14 protein-coding genes are annotated in these 18,057 nt (G+C 61.0%); 5 read left to right on the forward strand and 9 right to left on the reverse strand.

What is annotated here, in order from left to right; genetic code table 11:
• The first annotated feature begins 99 nt into the window (after window positions 1–99).
• Entirely contained in the window at window positions 100–1,560 is a 1,461-nt protein-coding gene (gene mltF / locus PSEBG33_RS05305; RefSeq protein WP_005791148.1) for a membrane-bound lytic murein transglycosylase MltF, read from the forward strand.
• Window positions 1,561–1,696: 136 nt separating this feature from the next.
• Here the strand turns inward: mltF and PSEBG33_RS05300 are convergent, their stop codons facing one another.
• The 5 genes from PSEBG33_RS05300 to treP form a co-directional block, all read right to left on the reverse strand.
• Window positions 1,697–1,975, reverse strand: a complete 279-nt coding sequence (locus PSEBG33_RS05300; protein WP_005791149.1) for a PTS transporter subunit EIIB — start codon at window positions 1,973–1,975, stop codon at window positions 1,697–1,699.
• A 2-nt stretch (window positions 1,976–1,977) separates the two neighbouring features.
• Window positions 1,978–4,512: a phosphoenolpyruvate--protein phosphotransferase gene (gene ptsP / locus PSEBG33_RS05295; protein ID WP_005791150.1), complete on the reverse strand. Its 2,535-nt coding sequence runs from the start codon at window positions 4,510–4,512 to the stop codon at window positions 1,978–1,980.
• Window positions 4,513–4,560: 48 nt separating this feature from the next.
• The gene (locus PSEBG33_RS05290) at window positions 4,561–5,781 is read right to left on the reverse strand and encodes a maltoporin (RefSeq protein WP_005791151.1); all 1,221 of its coding nucleotides are present in this window, start codon (window positions 5,779–5,781) and stop codon (window positions 4,561–4,563) included.
• A 68-nt stretch (window positions 5,782–5,849) separates the two neighbouring features.
• Window positions 5,850–7,496, reverse strand: coding sequence for an alpha,alpha-phosphotrehalase (gene treC / locus PSEBG33_RS05285; RefSeq protein WP_005791152.1), 1,647 nt, complete (start codon window positions 7,494–7,496; stop codon window positions 5,850–5,852).
• Between the two features lie 119 nt (window positions 7,497–7,615).
• A complete protein-coding gene (gene treP, locus PSEBG33_RS05280; RefSeq protein WP_005791153.1) occupies window positions 7,616–9,058 on the reverse strand; it encodes a PTS system trehalose-specific EIIBC component in 1,443 nt (480 codons plus the stop codon).
• A gap of 239 nt (window positions 9,059–9,297) precedes the next feature.
• Here treP and treR point away from each other — a divergent pair, with 239 nt between their 5' ends.
• The gene (treR, locus tag PSEBG33_RS05275; RefSeq protein WP_005791154.1) at window positions 9,298–10,002 is read left to right on the forward strand and encodes a trehalose operon repressor; all 705 of its coding nucleotides are present in this window, start codon (window positions 9,298–9,300) and stop codon (window positions 10,000–10,002) included.
• Between the two features lie 152 nt (window positions 10,003–10,154).
• Here treR and guaA read toward each other — a convergent pair whose 3' ends face one another.
• From guaA to PSEBG33_RS05255, 4 genes are all read right to left on the reverse strand, one after another.
• Entirely contained in the window at window positions 10,155–11,732 is a 1,578-nt protein-coding gene (gene guaA, locus PSEBG33_RS05270) for a glutamine-hydrolyzing GMP synthase (protein ID WP_005791155.1), read from the reverse strand.
• An 81-nt stretch (window positions 11,733–11,813) separates the two neighbouring features.
• The gene (gene guaB, locus PSEBG33_RS05265; RefSeq protein ID WP_005791156.1) at window positions 11,814–13,283 is read right to left on the reverse strand and encodes an IMP dehydrogenase; all 1,470 of its coding nucleotides are present in this window, start codon (window positions 13,281–13,283) and stop codon (window positions 11,814–11,816) included.
• Window positions 13,284–13,387: 104 nt separating this feature from the next.
• Entirely contained in the window at window positions 13,388–13,936 is a 549-nt protein-coding gene (locus PSEBG33_RS05260; RefSeq protein ID WP_005791157.1) for a hypothetical protein, read from the reverse strand.
• A gap of 137 nt (window positions 13,937–14,073) precedes the next feature.
• Window positions 14,074–14,841 (reverse strand): sulfite exporter TauE/SafE family protein, encoded by a 768-nt coding sequence (locus PSEBG33_RS05255; RefSeq protein WP_005791158.1) that lies wholly within the window; start codon window positions 14,839–14,841, stop codon window positions 14,074–14,076.
• Between the two features lie 99 nt (window positions 14,842–14,940).
• Here PSEBG33_RS05255 and PSEBG33_RS05250 point away from each other — a divergent pair, with 99 nt between their 5' ends.
• The 3 genes from PSEBG33_RS05250 to PSEBG33_RS05240 are packed head-to-tail and all read left to right on the forward strand — an operon-like array spanning window position 14,941 to window position 18,042.
• A complete protein-coding gene (locus tag PSEBG33_RS05250) occupies window positions 14,941–15,831 on the forward strand; it encodes a LysR family transcriptional regulator (protein WP_005791159.1) in 891 nt (296 codons plus the stop codon).
• A 9-nt stretch (window positions 15,832–15,840) separates the two neighbouring features.
• Complete coding sequence (xseA, locus tag PSEBG33_RS05245) at window positions 15,841–17,220, forward strand: exodeoxyribonuclease VII large subunit (protein ID WP_005791160.1); 1,380 nt, start codon at window positions 15,841–15,843, stop codon at window positions 17,218–17,220.
• A gap of 3 nt (window positions 17,221–17,223) precedes the next feature.
• Window positions 17,224–18,042 carry a M23 family metallopeptidase gene (locus PSEBG33_RS05240; RefSeq protein ID WP_005791161.1) on the forward strand — a complete coding sequence of 273 codons (819 nt, stop codon included), beginning with the start codon at window positions 17,224–17,226 and terminating at the stop codon, window positions 18,040–18,042.
• The last annotated feature ends 15 nt before the right edge of the window (window positions 18,043–18,057 follow it).

Consider the following 18,057-nt stretch of genomic DNA (forward strand, 5'->3'; position numbering starts at 1 on the left):
CGCGTTTCTGCGGGCTGCAGCACAGTTTTAACCGCGCTAGCAGACAAGTGCAGCGCTGTCGAGATATGGCGCCACGGGCCGTTTGCGTATACTGCGCAGATGTTCTCCCCAACTGTTTTGCGCCCGCGATGGGTCAAATGGCTCATCGCCACCCTGCTCTTCCTGACGCTCAGTGCCTGTGTTGATAAGCCCAGCACGCTTGAGCGAATCAAGGAGGATGGCGTATTGCGGGTGGTCACCCGGAACAGTCCGGCCACGTATTTCCAGGACCGTAACGGTGAGACCGGGTTCGAATATGAACTGGTCAAGCGTTTTGCCGACGAGCTGGGCGTGAAGCTGGAAATCGAGACCGCCGACAACCTCGATGACCTGTTCGGTCAGTTGGGCAAACCCAACGGCCCGGTTCTGGCCGCCGCCGGCCTGGTCAGCAGCGAGCAGCGCCAGCAGCAGGTGCGTTTTTCCCACCCGTACCTGGAAGTGACCCCGCAGATCATCTATCGCAACGGCCAATCGCGCCCCACCAATGCAGCCGATCTGGCGGGCAAGAAGATCATGGTGCTCAAGGGCAGCACTCACGCCGAACAGCTTGCGGCGCTGAAGAAGCAGAACCCTGCAATCGAATACGAAGAATCCGACGCCGTTGAAGTAGTCGACCTGCTGCGCATGGTTGACGAAGGGCAGATCGACCTGACCCTGGTGGACTCCAACGAAGTCGCCATGAACCAGGTGTACTTTCCCAATGTGCGCGTGGCGTTCGACCTCGGCAATGCCAGCAACCAAAGCTGGGCCGTGGCGGCAGGCGACGACAACAGCCTGCTCAACGAAATCAACAGCTACCTGGACAAGGTCGAGAAGAACGGCACGTTGCAGCGTCTGAAAGACCGCTATTACGGACATGTCGACGTACTCGGCTATGTGGGCGCCTATACCTTTGCCCAGCATCTGCAACAACGCCTGCCCAAGTACGAGAAGCACTTTCGTGCCTATGCCAAGGCAGAAAAAGTCGATTGGCGGCTGCTGGCAGCCATCGGCTACCAGGAATCGCTGTGGCAACCGACGGTCACCTCCAAGACCGGCGTGCGCGGCCTGATGATGCTGACCCAGAACACCGCCCAAGCCATGGGCGTGTCCAACCGCCTGGACCCCAAGCAGAGCATCATGGGTGGCGCCAAGTACCTGGCCAGGATCAAGGATGAGCTGGACGACAAGATCGCCGAGCCCGACCGCACCTGGTTTGCCCTCGCCGCCTATAACGTCGGCACCGGTCATCTGGACGATGCACGTATCCTGGCCAAGAAAGAAGGCCTGAACCCGAACAAGTGGCTGGACGTGAAGAAGATGCTGCCGCGCTTGTCGCAGAAGCAGTGGTACAGCAAGACCCGCTATGGTTATGCGCGTGGCGGCGAGCCGGTGCATTTTGTGGCGAACATCCGGCGTTACTACGACATTCTTACCTGGGTGACCCAGCCGCAGCTGGAAGGCAACCAGGTGGTGGAAGGCAACCTGCATGTACCGGGTGTGGACAAGACCAAGCCGCCGCAAGACAGCCCTCAACTCTGATCACGACAGCCCGCACACCGCAAATCCCTGTGGGAGCCGGGCTTGCCCGCGATGGCGGCCTGACAGTCAAGGTATTCGGCGCCTGACACACTGCTATCGCGGGCAAGCCCGGCTCCCACATTTGATCATCGTAGCCTTATAGGCCGGTGAGCAGATGGACCACGCCGCCCGGCAGTACCATTACTGCGGGTACACCGGCAGCCTTCAACGCCGACTCATCCAACCCACCCACCTCCTTCAATTGCACCCTCACACGCGTCAGCGCCACGCGCTGCTGTGACGTGACGTTCCCCTCCCCACCCAATGCACTCAGCACCTCGGCCGACAACAGGCTCGGTGTCGGCGCGGCAACTGTCTCGGCCACCAGGTCCGGGGTCAGGGCTTTCCAGAACGCCCGCTGCAATTTCTCGAACATGCTCAGTGCTCCACGACAGATGAGGTTTCAACGGTGGCCGCGTGGTACAGGCGCAGGGCCTCACGCACTTGATGGGCTTCTTCCAGGCCCAGCACCTGGCGGGCGATGATCTGGCAGTCGTGCAGGTCCAGCTCACGCACGGTGGCCTTGATGGTCGGGATCAGCGGCACGCTGACCGACAGCTCATCCACGCCGAGCCCGATCAATACCGGCACGGCTACTGTTTCGGAGGCCAGCGCACCACATACCCCCACCCACTTGCCGTGGGCATGGGCCGCTTTGACCGTGATGTCGATCAGGCGCAGTACCGCCGGGTGGAAACTGTCGGCCTGGCTGGCCAGTCGCGGGTGGTCGCGGTCCATGGCGAGGGTGTATTGGGTCAGGTCGTTGGTGCCGATGGAGAAGAAATCCACATGGGGCGCAAACACATCCGCCATCAACGCAGCGCTGGGGACCTCGATCATGATGCCCAGCTTCGGTAACTCGGTCAGCCCAAGCGCCAACGCCTCTTCTTCGAGCATCTTGCGCGCCAGGTGCAGTTCCGACAGCAGGCTGACCATCGGCAACATGATATGCAGTCGCGCCAAGCCCGCACTGGCAAGGATCGAGCGCAGCTGTTCACGCAGCAGTTCGGGGCGCTCCAGGCACAGCCGAATACCGCGCAGGCCAAGGAACGGGTTGGTCTCGCTTTCCATCGGCACATAGGCCAAGGGTTTGTCGCCGCCCACATCCAGGGTGCGCACCACCAGGTTGCGCTCGGTGCCCAAGGCACGGGCGATGGCGCTGTAAGTGCCAGCCTGCTCTTCGGCGCTCGGGGCGCGGTTGCGGTCCAGGTAGAGGAACTCCGAACGCAGCAGGCCCACGCCTTCCCCGCCCAGGGTCAGGGACTGCTCCACTTCCTGCAACGAGGCGACATTGGCGGTGACTTCAACGTGATGCCCATCGCGGGTGACCGCCGCCCGTGAGGCCTGTGCCACCTCACGTTGCAGTCGCAGCTTTTGCTGTTGGCGAACCGCCTGCAATTGTTCGATTTCAGCCAGGTCCGGCTCCAGATGCAGCTCGCCTTTGTCGGCATTGAGCAGTACCCGTTTGCCGTTGGCCAGGTCCAATACCTGGCTCGGCACCCCACAAATGGACGGCAGGCCCAGCGCGCGCGCAAGGATTGCCACATGACTGGTAGCGCCACCGGCGACCGTGACGAAGCCCAGGACTTTACCGGTATCCAGGCCGGCGGTTTGTGAGGGTGTCAGTTGCTCGGCGACCAGGATGGCGCACTCCGGCAGCTCCATGGATCGCTCGGGCACGCCCAGGATCAACTTGAGCACGCGCTGACCAACGTCGGCCAAGTCCGCTGCACGTTCAGCGAGCAGTGCCTTACCCAAGCCCTCGAAGAGTTGGGCGGTCGCCACTGTGGCGCGGTTCCAGGCAAAGGCGGCACTCTTGCCCTCGGCCAGCAGGCTATAGGCTTGTTCAAGCAGGGTTGGATCTTCGAGCAATTCCTGATGGGCGCGGAAAATTTCGGCTTGGGCACTGCCGGCCGCCTTGGCTTGCATGTCTTGCAGCGCCTCGCTTGCCGCCCGTAGGCCGCGCGCCAATGCGGCCCGCTCAAAGGTTTCTCCGGCGCCAGCTTCGGGAATATCGAGCACCGGCTCAGCCACTTGGACGAGCTGGCCGAACGCCGAGCCCGGCGATGCACAGACACCTCGCAACACGGTGGCCGAAGACGCCGGCGCGGCAGGCGTGTTGGTTTTCTCGACCGCTACCGGCAAGGTCTCGCCACAGCCGTCGAGCAACAACGCCACCAGTATCTGGATCGCCGCCTCGGCATCTTCGCCTGCCGCGCTCACCTGCACGCTGTCGCCCTGGCAGGTCTGCAGCGCCATGATCGCCACCAGGGACTTGGCATTCGCACTCTGGGTTTGCTTGTGCAGGTAAATGCTCGAGTTGAACCCTTTCGCAGCCTGGGCAAGCACCGCCGCAGGCCGGGCGTGCAAGCCATGAGCGTTGGGCACGGTCAGTGGCTTGGAAAACAGCGCGTTACCCTCCTCCTCATCCAGCTCGGCCAACACCTGCCCGGGCAATACTCGCAACAGTGGCTGGCCGGCCTCGACCAACGCCCGGTCCGCCACCAACAGCTCAAACGGCTCGCCGCTCACCACCAGCATCAAGGTCAGCAGACTGCGTGCATGGAGCGCCACATGGTCGGCATCGAACTCTATCAGCGGCTGCCCAGCCTCCACCCGCTGGCCTTCCTCGACCAGACGGGTGAAGCCCTGGCCAGCCAGGTTCACGGTGTCCAGACCGATATGCAGCAACACCTGCACGCCGTTGTCGTCGGTGACACTGACCGCATGACCGCTGTCCTGAATGTTGCTGATCACCCCGGCCAACGGCGCGCAGAGCGTCTGCGAGGTCGGGTCGATGCACAGGCCGTCGCCGATCACGCGACCGGAAAATACCGGGTCGGGTACCTGATCCAGCGCCAGCAGGACCCCGGACAGGGGCGCCAGCAGTATCAGGGGTTTAGATGGGGTCATGACTTCACCTGTTGTTGTGTTTTTTTAAGATCATTGGGAGCTACCGAATTACTTCCACCAGTACTCGACTTGTACACCCATGTTCGAGCCATGCCGCGCAGTGCCATAGGCACCGGTATCGGATAACGCCGAACCCGCCGCCAGCTCATTGGCCGCACGCTTGGCCGCCTGGTTCCAGGACGCATAGGTGTAATACAACCGCACTTCCGGCCGAGCCCAGAATTCAGGACCTTTGGGCGACCAGGTCGGAGCGAACGTGAATTTGCTCAACTTGCGCGTGCCCCCCGTGGCGTCAACCTGATCGTGACCCAGCTCAGCGACCAGTTTGAATTGCTCGCTGATGGCATACGCCGGGCGCACGCCGAGGGAGATCCAATTCTGGTCCTGGCGCCCTGGGCGCACGTCTTTCTGGTACACCGCTTCAACTTGCCCGCCGAAACGCGGGGTCACCTGCCAGTCGAAGAACTCCACTACCCGGTAGCTTTTGCTGCTCCTGTCCAACGCGGTATTGCCGGTATAGCCCAGGCCGGTGCCTGGGCCTTCACCGTACTGGAGGGCAAACTTGTTCTTGCCCCCCAGGAATGCAGCTTGTACATGCTGCGCGGTCAGCGCCCATCCGCTGTTGGCGTCACGCCCGCCAGCCTTGGCGATGTAGCTCAAGCCAAGCTCCAGCTCGCCGCCAGGGTTGGTATTGAAACCTGCAACGTTGAAATCGTGACGGGTGGCGTATTCCTTCTGGTACAGGTTGTCCTTGCGTGACAGCGCGTAGCTGTATTTCAAGCCGCCGATCAGCACGTCCTCGATTCCCCCTCCGGTGGCGCTCTGGTTCCAGTAGTAGAAGTCGGAGATATGGATGTCGTTACGCTTGTAGTAACGCCGCCCGGCCCATAGCGAACCGCCGTTGAGGCTGGGCAGGTTGGACCATTGCGCGTACATCTGCGGCATACGCGCCGAACCATTGTTTTCGCCCTGGAATTTCAGGGCGCGGTCGTACTGGTTGTAGAGGGAAGCCATGGCATCGACGCTGAACACCGACCCGTCATCGAGGGTCAGCAGGTCCTGGCGCAACTCCAGTTCAGCGTACTGCTCGCATTCGTTGCCCAAGCGGTACTTGGTTTGCGCCCCTGGCAGTTGGAAGCATTGCTGCTTGCCACTGCCCGTCGATGTGCCTGCGCCGCTGCGCAAGTAACCGGCGAATTCCAGAGCCTGGGCGCCAAACGGCGCAGCGAGGCAAGAGGCGATAAGACCCAGCTTTATTTTTGTTTTCATGAAGCGCTCCTTTTATTTTTATTGTTTTTTCTTACTGTCTTGCGTGATGCGATTGCCCGTAGGGCGGCTCAGCCCTTGAGGTGCAGCACAAACGATTCGTAAGGGCGCAACACCACCGTGCTCGTACGCACCGGGCAGTCGGGGTAGTTACTGATCAGCAGACGTTGTTCGCACGCCGCGTTGATCACCTGATCGGGCAGTTGGATTTCGCACGGCGTGCCGTAGAAGTTGTTGAGCACCAGCAGGCGCTCGCCCTGGCCTTCACGCAGGTAGGCCCAAACCTTGGAATGGTCTTGCAGCAGCGGGCGATAAACGCCTTGCTGGATCAGAGGTTCGCGGCGCCGCAGGGCGATCAATGCTCGGTAGTGATGCAGCACCGAGTCCGGGTCATCCAGCTGACCTTCGACATTGATGCGCGCTGCGTTGTCCGGGATGCCAATCCAGGGCTCGCCACGACTGAAACCGGCATTGGCCTGGTTGTTCCACTGCATCGGCGTACGCCCGTTGTCGCGGGACTTCTGCATGATCGCCGCCATGCTCGATGCTTCGGACTCTCCCGCATCGCGCTTGAGTCGGAAGATATTCAGGGTTTCTACATCGCGGTATTGTTCGATCCTGTCAAAGCCCGGGTTGGTCATCCCCAGTTCTTCGCCCTGGTACACGTAGGGTGTGCCCTGGAGGAAGTGCAGCGCGGTGGCAAGCATCTTGGCCGAGACCACACGATGTTCGCCGTCATCACCAAATCGCGAAACCACCCGCGGCTGGTCGTGGTTACACCAGAACAGCGCGTTCCAACCGCCACCGGCCTGCATGCCTTTCTGCCAATCAGAGAGAATCTGCTTGAGTTGCAGGAAATCGAAATCGGCCTTTACCCACTTTTGCAGGTTGGGGTAATCGACTTTCAGGTGATGGAAGTTGAAGGTCATCGACAGCTCTTTCGAGGCCGGATTCGAGTAGCGAATGCAGTGTTCCAGGCGGGTGGACGACATCTCGCCCACGTTGATCAGGTCATGGCCGTCGAAGACTTCGCGGTGCATTTGCTGCAGGTACTCGTGCACATGCGGGCCGTCGGTGTAGAAGCGGCGGCCGTCGCTGGTGTCTTCGGGGAAATCGGCGGGCTTGGAGATCAGGTTGATCACGTCCAGGCGGAACCCACCCACGCCTTTGTCACGCCAGAAGCGCATCATCTTGAACACTTCGGCGCGCACCTTGGGGTTGTCCCAATTGAGGTCGGCCTGGGTGTGGTCGAACAGGTGCAGGTAGTACTGGCCAGTCTGCGCTTCGTATTCCCAGGCCGAGCCGCCGAACTTGGACTCCCAGTTGTTCGGCTGGTCGCGCCAGATGTAGAAGTCGCGGTAAGGGTTGTCGAGGCTGCTGCGTGCCTGCTGGAACCACTCGTGCTCGATGGAGGTGTGGTTGACCACGATATCGAGCATCAGCCTGATGCCGCGCTTGGCCGCTTCGCTGATCAGCAGGTCACAGTCGGCCATGGTCCCGTAGCTGGGGTCGATGGCATAGTAGTCGCTGATGTCGTAGCCGTTGTCGCGCTGGGGCGAGCGCAAAAACGGGGTGACCCACAGGCAATCCACGCCCAGCCAGTGCAAGTAGTCGAGCTTGTCGACGATGCCCAGCAGGTCACCGGTAGCGTTACCCGCGTGGCTGTGGAAGCTTTTGGGGTAGATCTGGTAGATCACCGAGTGTTGCCAGGTTTGCATGGTGGGTTCCTTCAGTAGAGTTGGGTGCTGGCCCGTCTGGCCTCATCGCAGGCAAGCCAGCTCCCACAGTTGAAATGCGTTCAACCTGTGGGAGCTGGCTGGCCCCCGATGGCGATTGATCAGGCGACCCGGTAACCAGGCCGAATGATCTTCATGCTCAACAGGCAAGTCAGCGCAAACGGCACGACCATCGCCACGATCATGCCGATCACAAACATCGGAATCGCACTCGGCACGATCGAGATAAACCCGGGCAAGCCACCGACGCCGATGGCCGAAGCCGTCACCTTGTTCAGCGACAGGAAAATACTGCCCAGCGCCGAGCCCAGCAGAGCGGCGTAGAACGGGAACTTGAAGCGCAGGTTCACCCCGAACATCGTCGGCTCGGTGATACCGAAATAGGCCGAAATTGCCGAGGTGGACGCCATGCTTTTGTCCCGCGCATTGCGGGTCATGTAGAACACGCCCAATGCGGCGCTGCCTTGGGCCAGGTTGGACATGACGATCATTGGCCAGATAAAGGTGCCGCCCTGGGTCGAAATAAGCTGCAGGTCGACGGCCAGGAACATGTGGTGCATACCGGTGATCACCAATGGCGCATACAGCAGGCCGAAAATCGCCCCGCCAATCATGGGTGCAATCTCAAACAGGGTGACCAGGCCTTCGGTAATCAGGATGCCGAGGTGGCGGGTGACCGGGCCGATGATCGCCAGGGCCAGCACGCCGGTAACAACGATGGTGGTGATCGGCACGACCAGCAATTGAATGGCATTCGGTACCCGCGCCCTTAGCCACTTCTCGATCACGCTCATGACGAAGGCGGCCATCAGGATCGGCAGGATCTGCCCCTGGTAACCCACCTTCTCGATCTGGAACCAGCCGAAGATATCGAAGTACGGCAGGCTCTGGCCGTCGAGGCCGGCGACCGCCTTGCCGTAGTTCCAGGCGTTGAGCAGGTCGGGGTGCACCAGCATCAGGCCCAGCACAATGCCGAGGATTTCACTGCCGCCAAAACGCTTGGCTGCCGACCAGCCCACCAACGCCGGAAGGAACACAAACGAGGTGTTGGCCATCAGGTTGATCAGGCTCCACAGGCCATCCAGGTTCGGGTAGGCCTCCAGTAGCGTCTTGCCTTCGATGAACATGCCCTTGGCGCCCATCAGGTTGTTCACGCCCATCAACAGGCCGGCGATGATCAGCGCGGGCAGGATCGGCATGAACACATCGGAAAACACCCGCACCAGACGCTGCATGGGGTTGGTCTTGTCGCCGCCGGCTTTCTTCACGTCGGCAATGGTTGAGGCGGCCAGGCCGGTCAGCTCGCGCAGGGCGGCATAGACCTTCTCCACTTCGCCGGGGCCGATCACCACCTGGAACAGGCCGCCGGTAAAGAACGAGCCCTTGACCAGATCGACCTGGTTCAACGCATTGCCGTTGACCAGGCTTGGGTCCTTGAGCGCCAGGCGCAGGCGGGTCACGCAATGGGCAGCTTGCTCAAGGTTATCGCGGCCCCCGAGGTGCTCGAGAATCTCGCGGGCAGTAGACGAATAGTCGTGGCTCATGCTCGTTTTCCACTGTGATTGTTTTTATGGGTGGCAGTCATTGGCAGCACGCCGAGGAAGGAAAAGTACTCGTCTGTACGAGTTAAATCAACAACTCGTCTGTACGAGTTACACTTTTGTTTATATGTGGGAGCTTGCTGTCAGATTTTTCCCTCGCCTGCACGGCTATCCAATGGACAAAACCCACCTCTGCCACTAAGGTTCCTGCCTTGAATGCAAGCCAGGCACAGAGCCATCTCATGAGCAAATACAACCAGATCTATACGGATCTGCTTGCCAGCATCACCACCGAACGCCTGCAACGCGGTACGCGCCTGCCCTCCGAAACCGAACTGATGGACGCCTACCAGGCCAGCCGTGGCACCGTGCGACGCGCCATCGAGCAGTTGCAGGAGCGTGGCTTTGCGCAAAAAATCCATGGCAAGGGCACCTTTGTGTTGTCGCCCAACCCGATCGAGTTCCAGTTGGGCGGCATCGTCAGCTTCCACGAGACCCACGCCGACCTGGGCGATGACGTACGCACTGACGTCGTCGAGTTCACCCAGATCCCGCTGGAAGGTTCGTTGCTGCAACACATCGAAGCCGAGCCCGGCACGCTGATCACCCGCGTCAAACGCGTACGACGCATCGGTGGCAAGCGCGTGATCCTGGACATCAACCACTTCGTTGCCGACCTGATCCCCGGCCTGGACCGCTCGATTGCCGAGCAGTCGATCTACGCGTTTATCGAGCAAACGCTGGAGCTGCAGATCAGCTATGCACAGCGCACCATCGAAGCCCTGCCGCGCAGCAAGGACGACCAGGCGCACCTGGATCTCGATGGGCAGAGCCATGTGATCGTGGTGAGTAACCAGACGTTTTTGCAGGATGGAAGGCAGTTCGAGTACACCGAGTCGCGGCATACGTTGGATAAGTTTTACTTTTCGGATATTGCGCGGCGGTGAAATCTACACAGGCTTGGGTCTGACGGTTTGAAAAGCGCCCGCGCCACTCAATAGCAGCTCCCCATGCACCGGGCTCAACGGGCGACACAGAAAGCAAAACCCCGGCACGTGGCCGGGGTTTTGTCATTCAGCACTCACCTGCTATTGCAGGATCATTCCCACTCAATCGTCGCCGGCGGCTTGCTCGACACGTCATACGTCACGCGCGAAATGCCTTCGATTTCATTGATGATCCGCCCGCTGACAGTTTCCAGCAGTTCGTACGGCAGGTGTGCCCAACGCGCGGTCATGAAGTCGATCGTCTCTACGGCACGCAGCGCAACAACCCATGCGTAACGACGGCCATCGCCAACAACACCCACCGATTTCACCGGCTGGAACACCACGAACGCCTGGCTGACCTTGTGGTACCAGTCGGCCTTGCGCAGTTCTTCAATGAAGATGTGGTCGGCGCGACGCAGCAGGTCGGCGTATTCCTTTTTCACTTCACCGAGGATACGCACGCCCAGGCCCGGGCCTGGGAATGGGTGGCGGTAGACCATGTCGTACGGCAGGCCCAGTTCCAGGCCCAGACGACGGACTTCGTCCTTGAACAGTTCGCGCAGCGGTTCTACCAGCTTGAGGTTCATTTCCTCAGGCAGGCCACCCACGTTGTGGTGGGACTTGATCACGTGAGCCTTGCCGCTCTTGGCGCCGGCCGACTCGATCACGTCTGGGTAGATGGTGCCCTGGGCGAGGTACTTGATGTTGTCCAGTTTGTTGGACTGGGCATCGAAGACGTCGATGAAGGTACGACCGATGATCTTGCGCTTCTTCTCCGGGTCGGACTCGCCGGCCAGGTTGTTGAGGAACTGCTCCTCGGCGTTGGCGCGGATCACCTTGACGCCCATGTTCTCGGCGAACATGGCCATCACTTGCTCGCCTTCGTGCAGGCGCAGCAGGCCGTTGTCGACAAATACGCAGGTCAGCTGGTCGCCGATGGCCTTGTGCAGCAAGGCAGCAACTACCGAGGAGTCCACGCCGCCGGACAGGCCGAGCAACACGTTGTCGGTACCGACCTGGGCGCGCACCTGGGCGATGGCGTCTTCAGCGATTTTCGACGGGGTCCACAGGGCTTCACACTCGCATATGTCGAGGATGAAGCGCGACAGGATGCGCCCGCCTTGCTTGGTGTGGGTCACTTCCGGGTGGAACTGCACGCCGTAGTAACGACGCTCGTCGCTGAACATGCCGGCGATCGGGCAGCTTGGGGTGCTGGCCAGGATGTGGAAGTCTTCCGGCATCTTGGTGACCTTGTCACCGTGGCTCATCCAGACGTCGAGGCCGAACAGGCCGTCCGCGTCGATGTGGTCTTCGATGCCGTCCAGCAGGCGGCTCTTGCCGACCACGTCCACACGGGCATAACCGAATTCACGCAGCTCGGAGCCTTCCACCTTGCCGCCCAGTTGCTCGGCCATGGTTTGCATGCCGTAGCAGATACCGAACACCGGTACGCCCAGGTCGAATACCGCTTGCGGGCAACGCGGGCTGTTGGCTTCGTGCACGGACTCGGGGCCACCGGCGAGGATGACGCCTTTAGGGGCGAATTCGCGGATCGCTGCGTCGTCCATGTCGAACGGGTGCAGTTCGCAGTACACGCCGATTTCACGCACGCGGCGGGCGATCAGCTGGGTGTACTGGGAACCGAAATCGAGGATCAGGATGCGATGGGCGTGAATGTCGAGGGCCATGAAGTCAGTCTCGTCTAATGAATCAGAAACAACTCGGGGCTGAAAGAACAGCCCCGGTTACTTAACATTTTGCTGGAAGGCTCAACCTACACGGTAGTTTGGCGCTTCCTTGGTGATCTGCACGTCGTGGACATGGGATTCAGCCATGCCTGCGCCGGTGATCCGCACAAACTCAGGCTTGGTGCGCATTTCTTCGATGTCGGCGCTGCCGGTGTAGCCCATCGAGGAACGCAGGCCGCCCATCAGTTGATGGATGATCGCGCTCAGGGTGCCTTTGTACGGCACACGGCCTTCGATACCTTCCGGTACGAGCTTCTCGGCGCCTGCCGAGGAGTCCTGGAAGTAACGATCGGAAGAACCTTGCGCCTGGGACATGGCGCCCAGCGAACCCATGCCACGGTAAGCCTTGTACGAACGGCCCTGGAACAGTTCAATCTCGCCAGGCGCTTCTTCGGTACCGGCGAACATCGAGCCCATCATCACGCAGGAAGCACCGGCGACGATGGCCTTGGACAGGTCACCGGAGAAACGGATGCCGCCGTCGGCGATCAACGGTACGCCAGTGCCTTCAAGGGCAGCAGCGACGTTGGCGATAGCGCTGATCTGCGGCACGCCCACACCGGCGACGATACGCGTGGTGCAGATCGAGCCAGGGCCGATACCGACCTTGACGGCGTCAGCGCCAGCTTCGGCCAGAGCCTTGGCGGCAGCGCCGGTGGCGATGTTGCCGCCGATCACTTGCACGTCAGGGAAGTTCTGCTTGACCCAGCGCACGCGGTCGATCACGCCTTTGGAGTGGCCGTGGGCGGTGTCGACCACCACCACGTCAACACCGGCAGCAACCAGCGCCGAAACGCGGTCGCCCGTGTCTTTACCGGTGCCGACTGCCGCGCCAACACGCAGACGACCCTGGTCATCCTTGCTGGCCAGCGGGTAAGCCTTGGCTTTTTCGATGTCGTTGACGGTCATCATGCCCTTGAGGGCGAATTTGTCATCGACGATCAGCACGCGCTCGATGCGGTGCTTGTGCAGCAGTTCGCGCACATCGTTCTTGTCGGCGCCTTCCTTGACAGTAACGAGGCGCTCTTTAGGCGTCATCACTTCACGGACGGTGACTTCAAGGCGGTTCTCGAAACGCACGTCACGGGAAGTGACGATGCCGACCAGGTCGCCATCATGCAGCACCGGGACGCCGGAGATGTTGTGCATGCGAGTGAGTTCGAACAGGTCACGCACGGTGGTGTCGGCTTCGATGGTGATTGGATCTTTCACCACACCGGCTTCGTAACGCTTGACCTTGCGCACTTCGGCAGCTTGCTGCTCGATGGTCATGTTCTTGTGGATGATGCCGATGCCGCCTTCCTGAGCCATGGCAATGGCCAGACGGGCTTCGGTGACGGTGTCCATGGCAGCGGAAACCAGGGGAATATTCAGCTCGATGCCACGGGTTAGGCGGGTCTTGAGACTGACTTCGTTAGGAAGCACCTCGGAATAACCGGGCACTAGGAGAATGTCGTCGAATGTCAGAGCTTCTTGGCTGATACGCAGCATCGCGGGGGCTCCCGAGCGGGAAAATGGAAGCGCGCCATTATATACATGCACCCTGCCCGGCTCAATGTAAAACTCTGACAAACTTGGTAATACTGATAGAAGGATTAAAGCTCGACTTTGACCCAGCTCATTTTCTGGTCCAACCAATCGGCAAATTCGTCGATAAAGCTCTGCTTGAACCCCGCCTCCGCCCAGTTGTTGAAGATGAACCCCAGGTTGGAAAACCCGCATTCCTGCAGGAACAGAAAGCCGTTGATGTCATCTTCATGCCCACACAGCGGGCAGGTGAAGTTGTCGGTGTGACCAGGCATCCAGTCTTCCAGGCTTTCGAACAGCGCCTCGCCAACTTCCTTCAGGCATTCCGGGCAGCCGGCTTCTTCAAGGAACCCCTTGGCCGGCGTGTAGATGCAACGCTTGTAGATGATTTCCAGGCCATTGACCGGCTCGTTGAACGGCAGCGCTTCAGGGTGCAGCACCACGGCGCGGGCACCATCGGCCAGGGCGTAGCCCATGCGGTTGCCGGTGCGCCCGCAGGTAGTGAGTTCTTCCTTGATGATGTTCTTGCGCACCAGCCAACGCACGATCGCCCGGGCGCGGGGTTCGTGGACGGGCAAGGTGGAGATTTTCGGTACAAGGATGCTTTGGGAGTTCATGGGAGTCCTGCGGTGTGGCTATTGGCTCCATCGCGGGCAAGCCCGGCTCCCACAGTTGATCGCATTCCAATGTGGGAGCCGGGCTTGCCCGCGATGACGCCCGGGAGGACGGCAGCTTAATCCCTGAAAAAATCAGGTCAAGTACTCACATACCGCCCGATCAACGCAATACCACTGGCCAATACCAACCAGGTCACCAACCGCACGAACGCCTCACGGGACAGCCGCATCGTCAGCCTGCGTCCACACCACAGCCCCAGGGCCATCGCCGGCAACAGGCAAACCGCCAACATCAATAACGGCAAATCTGCATACACGCCGGCAATCAGGAACAGACTCAAACGCACGACCGTGCTGCAACTGATCAGCGCGCTTTGCGTAGCCCGCGCCGCGTCCTTGGGCAAACGGCTGTTCAGGTAAATCGCATATAAAAAGCCGCCACTGCCGAATAGCGCACCAAACAGCCCCCCAACAGTGCCCATTGGAATCGACCAGCCCGCTGCCAGCTCAGTCGGCCGTGCCTTCACCGCCAGGCTGTAAATCGCGTAGGCGCTGATAAACAGGCCCATCAACAGCAGCAACAGGTCCGAATGCAGGTTGAGCAAAAACACCACGCCCAGGCTGCAGCCGACGGCCATGCAGGGCAGCAACCGCAACAGTTCTGGTTTGTTCACATCGCGCCGCGTTTGCAGCAGGCCGCCAAACGCCGCGACAAAGTCGAGAAGCACCAGCAACGGGATGATCTTCGACAGCGGCATAAACACAATCAGGATCGGCCCGGCGACCAAGGCCGTCCCGAACCCGGCAATGCCAAACACCACATAGGCCAGCACCACACCCAGGCCGATCACCAGCCAATCCACAGCCCCGAACGACCACTGACTCATCAACTCAACCAGGCTCATGGGTTATTCCTTGTTGGACATGGCCTTCACTTTAGCCATTGTCGACTGTTGCGACTAATATCTTCAAAGCTAGCCACTCATCTCAAAAAGGCATGACTCGTGATCTCCACGCGACAACTGCGTTACTTCGTCGAAATCGCCGAGAGCGGCAGCTTCAGTGCCGCGGCCGAACGCCTGTTTGTGGCGCAGTCGGCCTTGAGCCGGCAGATCAAGGAACTGGAAAATCAACTGCAAACCCCATTGTTCGAACGCACCGCACGCCAACCGCGGCTCACAGCGGCCGGTGAAGCGTTCTACCCACGGGCGCGCAATTTGCTGAGTGAGTTGCTCAAGGCCAGCGAAGTGGCGACCCTAGTAGGCAATGGCCAGCTTGGCACGCTGCGCCTGAGTCACTCGAGCACAGTGCCGATGAGCGGCGCGTTATTGCACGGCATCAGCACCTGGCTAGAGCGCTGCCCTGGAGTATCGGTGGATATCGCCAAGCTCTCCTCCGAAGCCCAGTTGGAGGACATCGCCGAGGGTCGCCTGGACGTTGGCCTGCTGCGCTTGCCCGTACTACGCCAGCGCGACGGCGTGCGTGTGCTGCCGTTGTACACGGAGCCGTTGGTGCTGGCGGTGCCGCCGAATCATCCGTTGGCACGCAGCGACGCGCCGGTGGAGTTGGCGCAGCTAAGGGACCAGGCGTTTATCTCGATCCCCCATCCCCAACGCGGCGGGCTGAGTTATCTGTCGGCCGAATTGTGCATGCGTGCAGGATTTTTCCCCAGGGCCGCGCGGGTGATGTCGCGCAAGACCACGCAGTTGCAATTGATCCAGGCCGGTTTCGGCATTGCCTTGTTACCAGAATCCATGCAGGACATCGCCCCCGCCAACCTGCACTTTTTACCCCTGGCCGACCCGGACTGCCACAGCACCGTGGCGCTGGCCTGCGCGCAAGTGCCGAACCCGCTGGTGGAGCAGTTCTGTCAAACCCTGCACGAATGCCTATAAACTGCCGCCATGATTAAAGATCCTTTTGCCCGACTGGGCCTGGACCGCGAAGTCCTGACAGTCAGCCAGCTCAACGGCCGCGCGCGGGTGTTGCTGGAAGACGTGTTCACCAATATCTGGGTGGAAGGCGAGATCTCCAACCTCGCCCGCCCGGCTTCCGGCCATGTGTATTTCACCCTCAAGGACAGCGGGGCCCAGGTGCGTTGCGCGCTGTTTCGCAACAACGCTGCACGCGTACGCCAGGCGTTGAAGGACGGCCTGGCGGTCAAAGTGCGTGGCAAGGTCTCGTTGTTCGAGGGGCGTGGCGACTATCAACTGATCCTCGACACCGTGGAACCTGCCGGCGATGGCGCGCTGCGCCTGGCCTTCGATGCCTTGAAGGAAAAGCTCAGCGCCGAAGGCCTGTTCAGCGCCGAGCGCAAGGTGCCGCTGCCCGCGCACCCGCGGCGTATCGGCATCATCAGTTCGCCGACCGGCGCGGTGATTCGCGACATCATCAGTGTGTTCCGCCGCCGGGCGCCGAACATTGAACTGACACTGATCCCGACCGCTGTGCAGGGCCGCGAGGCGATCCCGCAGATCGTGCGGGCGCTTAAACTCGCCGATGCCCGCGGCTTCGACGCGCTGATCCTGGCCCGTGGCGGCGGCTCACTGGAAGACCTCTGGTGCTTCAACGAAGAAGCCGTGGCCCGCGCAGTGGACGCCTGCGTCACGCCCATCGTCAGTGCCGTCGGGCATGAAACCGATGTGTCGATCAGCGACTTCGTGGCGGACGTGCGCGCTCCGACGCCCTCCGCCGCCGCCGAGCTGCTGGCACCGGACGCCAGCCATCTAGTGCGCCAGGTAGACAACCTGCATCGGCGCCTGGTGATGCTGATGCGCAACCGCCTGAGCCACAGCCGCCTGCGCCTGGAAGGCATGGCCCGGCGCCTGCGTCACCCGGGCGAGCGCTTGCGCCAGCAGGCACAACGTCTGGATGACCTGGACATGCGTATGCGCCGCGCCTTCGAGCGCAGCCTCAATACTCGTCGCGAGCGCTTGATTCGCCTGGAAACCCGCCTCGCCGGCCAGCATCCGGGCCGCCAATTGGCGCTGCTGCGCCAGCGCCTGGACAGCCTCGCCGAACGCCTGCCCCGAGCCATGCGCGAAGGTCTCAAGGCCCGACGCCTGCAACTGCAAAGCCAGGTGCAGACGTTGCAGGTAGTCAGCCCGCTGGCGACCCTGGGCCGTGGCTACAGCATCCTGCTGGATGAACGCGGCCAGGCGATTCGCAATGCCGCACAAACCCACACCGGCCAGCGTCTGACCGCGCGCCTGGGTGAAGGTCAACTGCAAGTGCGGGTGGAAGACAATCACCTGACCCCCGTCACCCTTTCGCTACTGGATTGATTGATGCCACGTCTACTGAGTTTGTTGCTGCTGTGCCTGTCCATGAATACCTATGCGGACAGCTATATCACCCGCACCTTGAACAAACCGGTGCCCGGTGGTGTGGCCGTGGTCGAACTGGGACCGGCCGCCACGGCGCCCAAAGCCACTTACCAAGGCAAACCGGTGCTGGTGGTCAAAGAACAGGACAACTGGCTAGCCATCGTCGGTATCCCGTTGACGGTCAGGCCTGGAAACGAGCGCATCAGCAGCGGCGGGCGCAACTTGCCGTTTATCGTCGGTTACAAGAAGTACCCGGAACAGCGCATCACGCTGAAGAATAAAAGCCAGGTCAACCCTGACCCGGCCCAGCTCAAGCGCATCGAAGGCGAGTTGGCGGTACAGCTCAAGGCTTACCGCAGTTTCAGCCCCACCCTGCCGAGCAACCTGGTACTGGACAAACCGGTGAACGGCCCGTTGTCGAGCAAGTTCGGGGTGCGGCGCTTCTTCAACGGTGAAGAGCGCAACCCGCATTCGGGCCTCGACTTCGCCGTGCCAGCCGGTACGCCGATCAAGACGCCCGCGAACGGCAAGGTGATTCTGGTTGGCAATTACTTCTTCAATGGCAACACGGTGTTCGTCGACCATGGCCAGGGCTTTATCAGCATGTTCTGCCATATGTCGAAGATCGACGTGAAGGTGGGCCAGCAACTGGTGCGCGGCGCAGTAGTGGGCAAGGTCGGCTCGACCGGACGGGCGACCGGGCCGCATATGCATTGGAATATCAGCCTGAACGATGCGCGTGTCGATCCGGCGATCTTTATCGGCGCTTTTCAGCCCTGAGCGCTGCCCAATGCC

The sequence above is a fragment of the Pseudomonas synxantha BG33R genome, assembly GCF_000263715.2.
In the GTDB taxonomy this organism is placed as follows: Bacteria; Pseudomonadota; Gammaproteobacteria; order Pseudomonadales; family Pseudomonadaceae; genus Aquipseudomonas; species Aquipseudomonas synxantha_A.

Coding starts and splice junctions, on each gene's coding strand:
- mltF (WP_005791148.1), top strand. CDS start 100: ATGTTCTCCCCAACTGTTTTGCGCCCGCGATGGGTCAAATGGCTCATC.
- PSEBG33_RS05300 (WP_005791149.1), bottom strand. CDS start 1,975: ATGTTCGAGAAATTGCAGCGGGCGTTCTGGAAAGCCCTGACCCCGGAC.
- ptsP (WP_005791150.1), bottom strand. CDS start 4,512: ATGACCCCATCTAAACCCCTGATACTGCTGGCGCCCCTGTCCGGGGTC.
- PSEBG33_RS05290 (WP_005791151.1), bottom strand. CDS start 5,781: ATGAAAACAAAAATAAAGCTGGGTCTTATCGCCTCTTGCCTCGCTGCG.
- treC (WP_005791152.1), bottom strand. CDS start 7,496: ATGCAAACCTGGCAACACTCGGTGATCTACCAGATCTACCCCAAAAGC.
- treP (WP_005791153.1), bottom strand. CDS start 9,058: ATGAGCCACGACTATTCGTCTACTGCCCGCGAGATTCTCGAGCACCTC.
- treR (WP_005791154.1), top strand. CDS start 9,298: ATGAGCAAATACAACCAGATCTATACGGATCTGCTTGCCAGCATCACC.
- guaA (WP_005791155.1), bottom strand. CDS start 11,732: ATGGCCCTCGACATTCACGCCCATCGCATCCTGATCCTCGATTTCGGT.
- guaB (WP_005791156.1), bottom strand. CDS start 13,283: ATGCTGCGTATCAGCCAAGAAGCTCTGACATTCGACGACATTCTCCTA.
- PSEBG33_RS05260 (WP_005791157.1), bottom strand. CDS start 13,936: ATGAACTCCCAAAGCATCCTTGTACCGAAAATCTCCACCTTGCCCGTC.
- PSEBG33_RS05255 (WP_005791158.1), bottom strand. CDS start 14,841: ATGAGCCTGGTTGAGTTGATGAGTCAGTGGTCGTTCGGGGCTGTGGAT.
- xseA (WP_005791160.1), top strand. CDS start 15,841: ATGATTAAAGATCCTTTTGCCCGACTGGGCCTGGACCGCGAAGTCCTG.
- PSEBG33_RS05240 (WP_005791161.1), top strand. CDS start 17,224: ATGCCACGTCTACTGAGTTTGTTGCTGCTGTGCCTGTCCATGAATACC.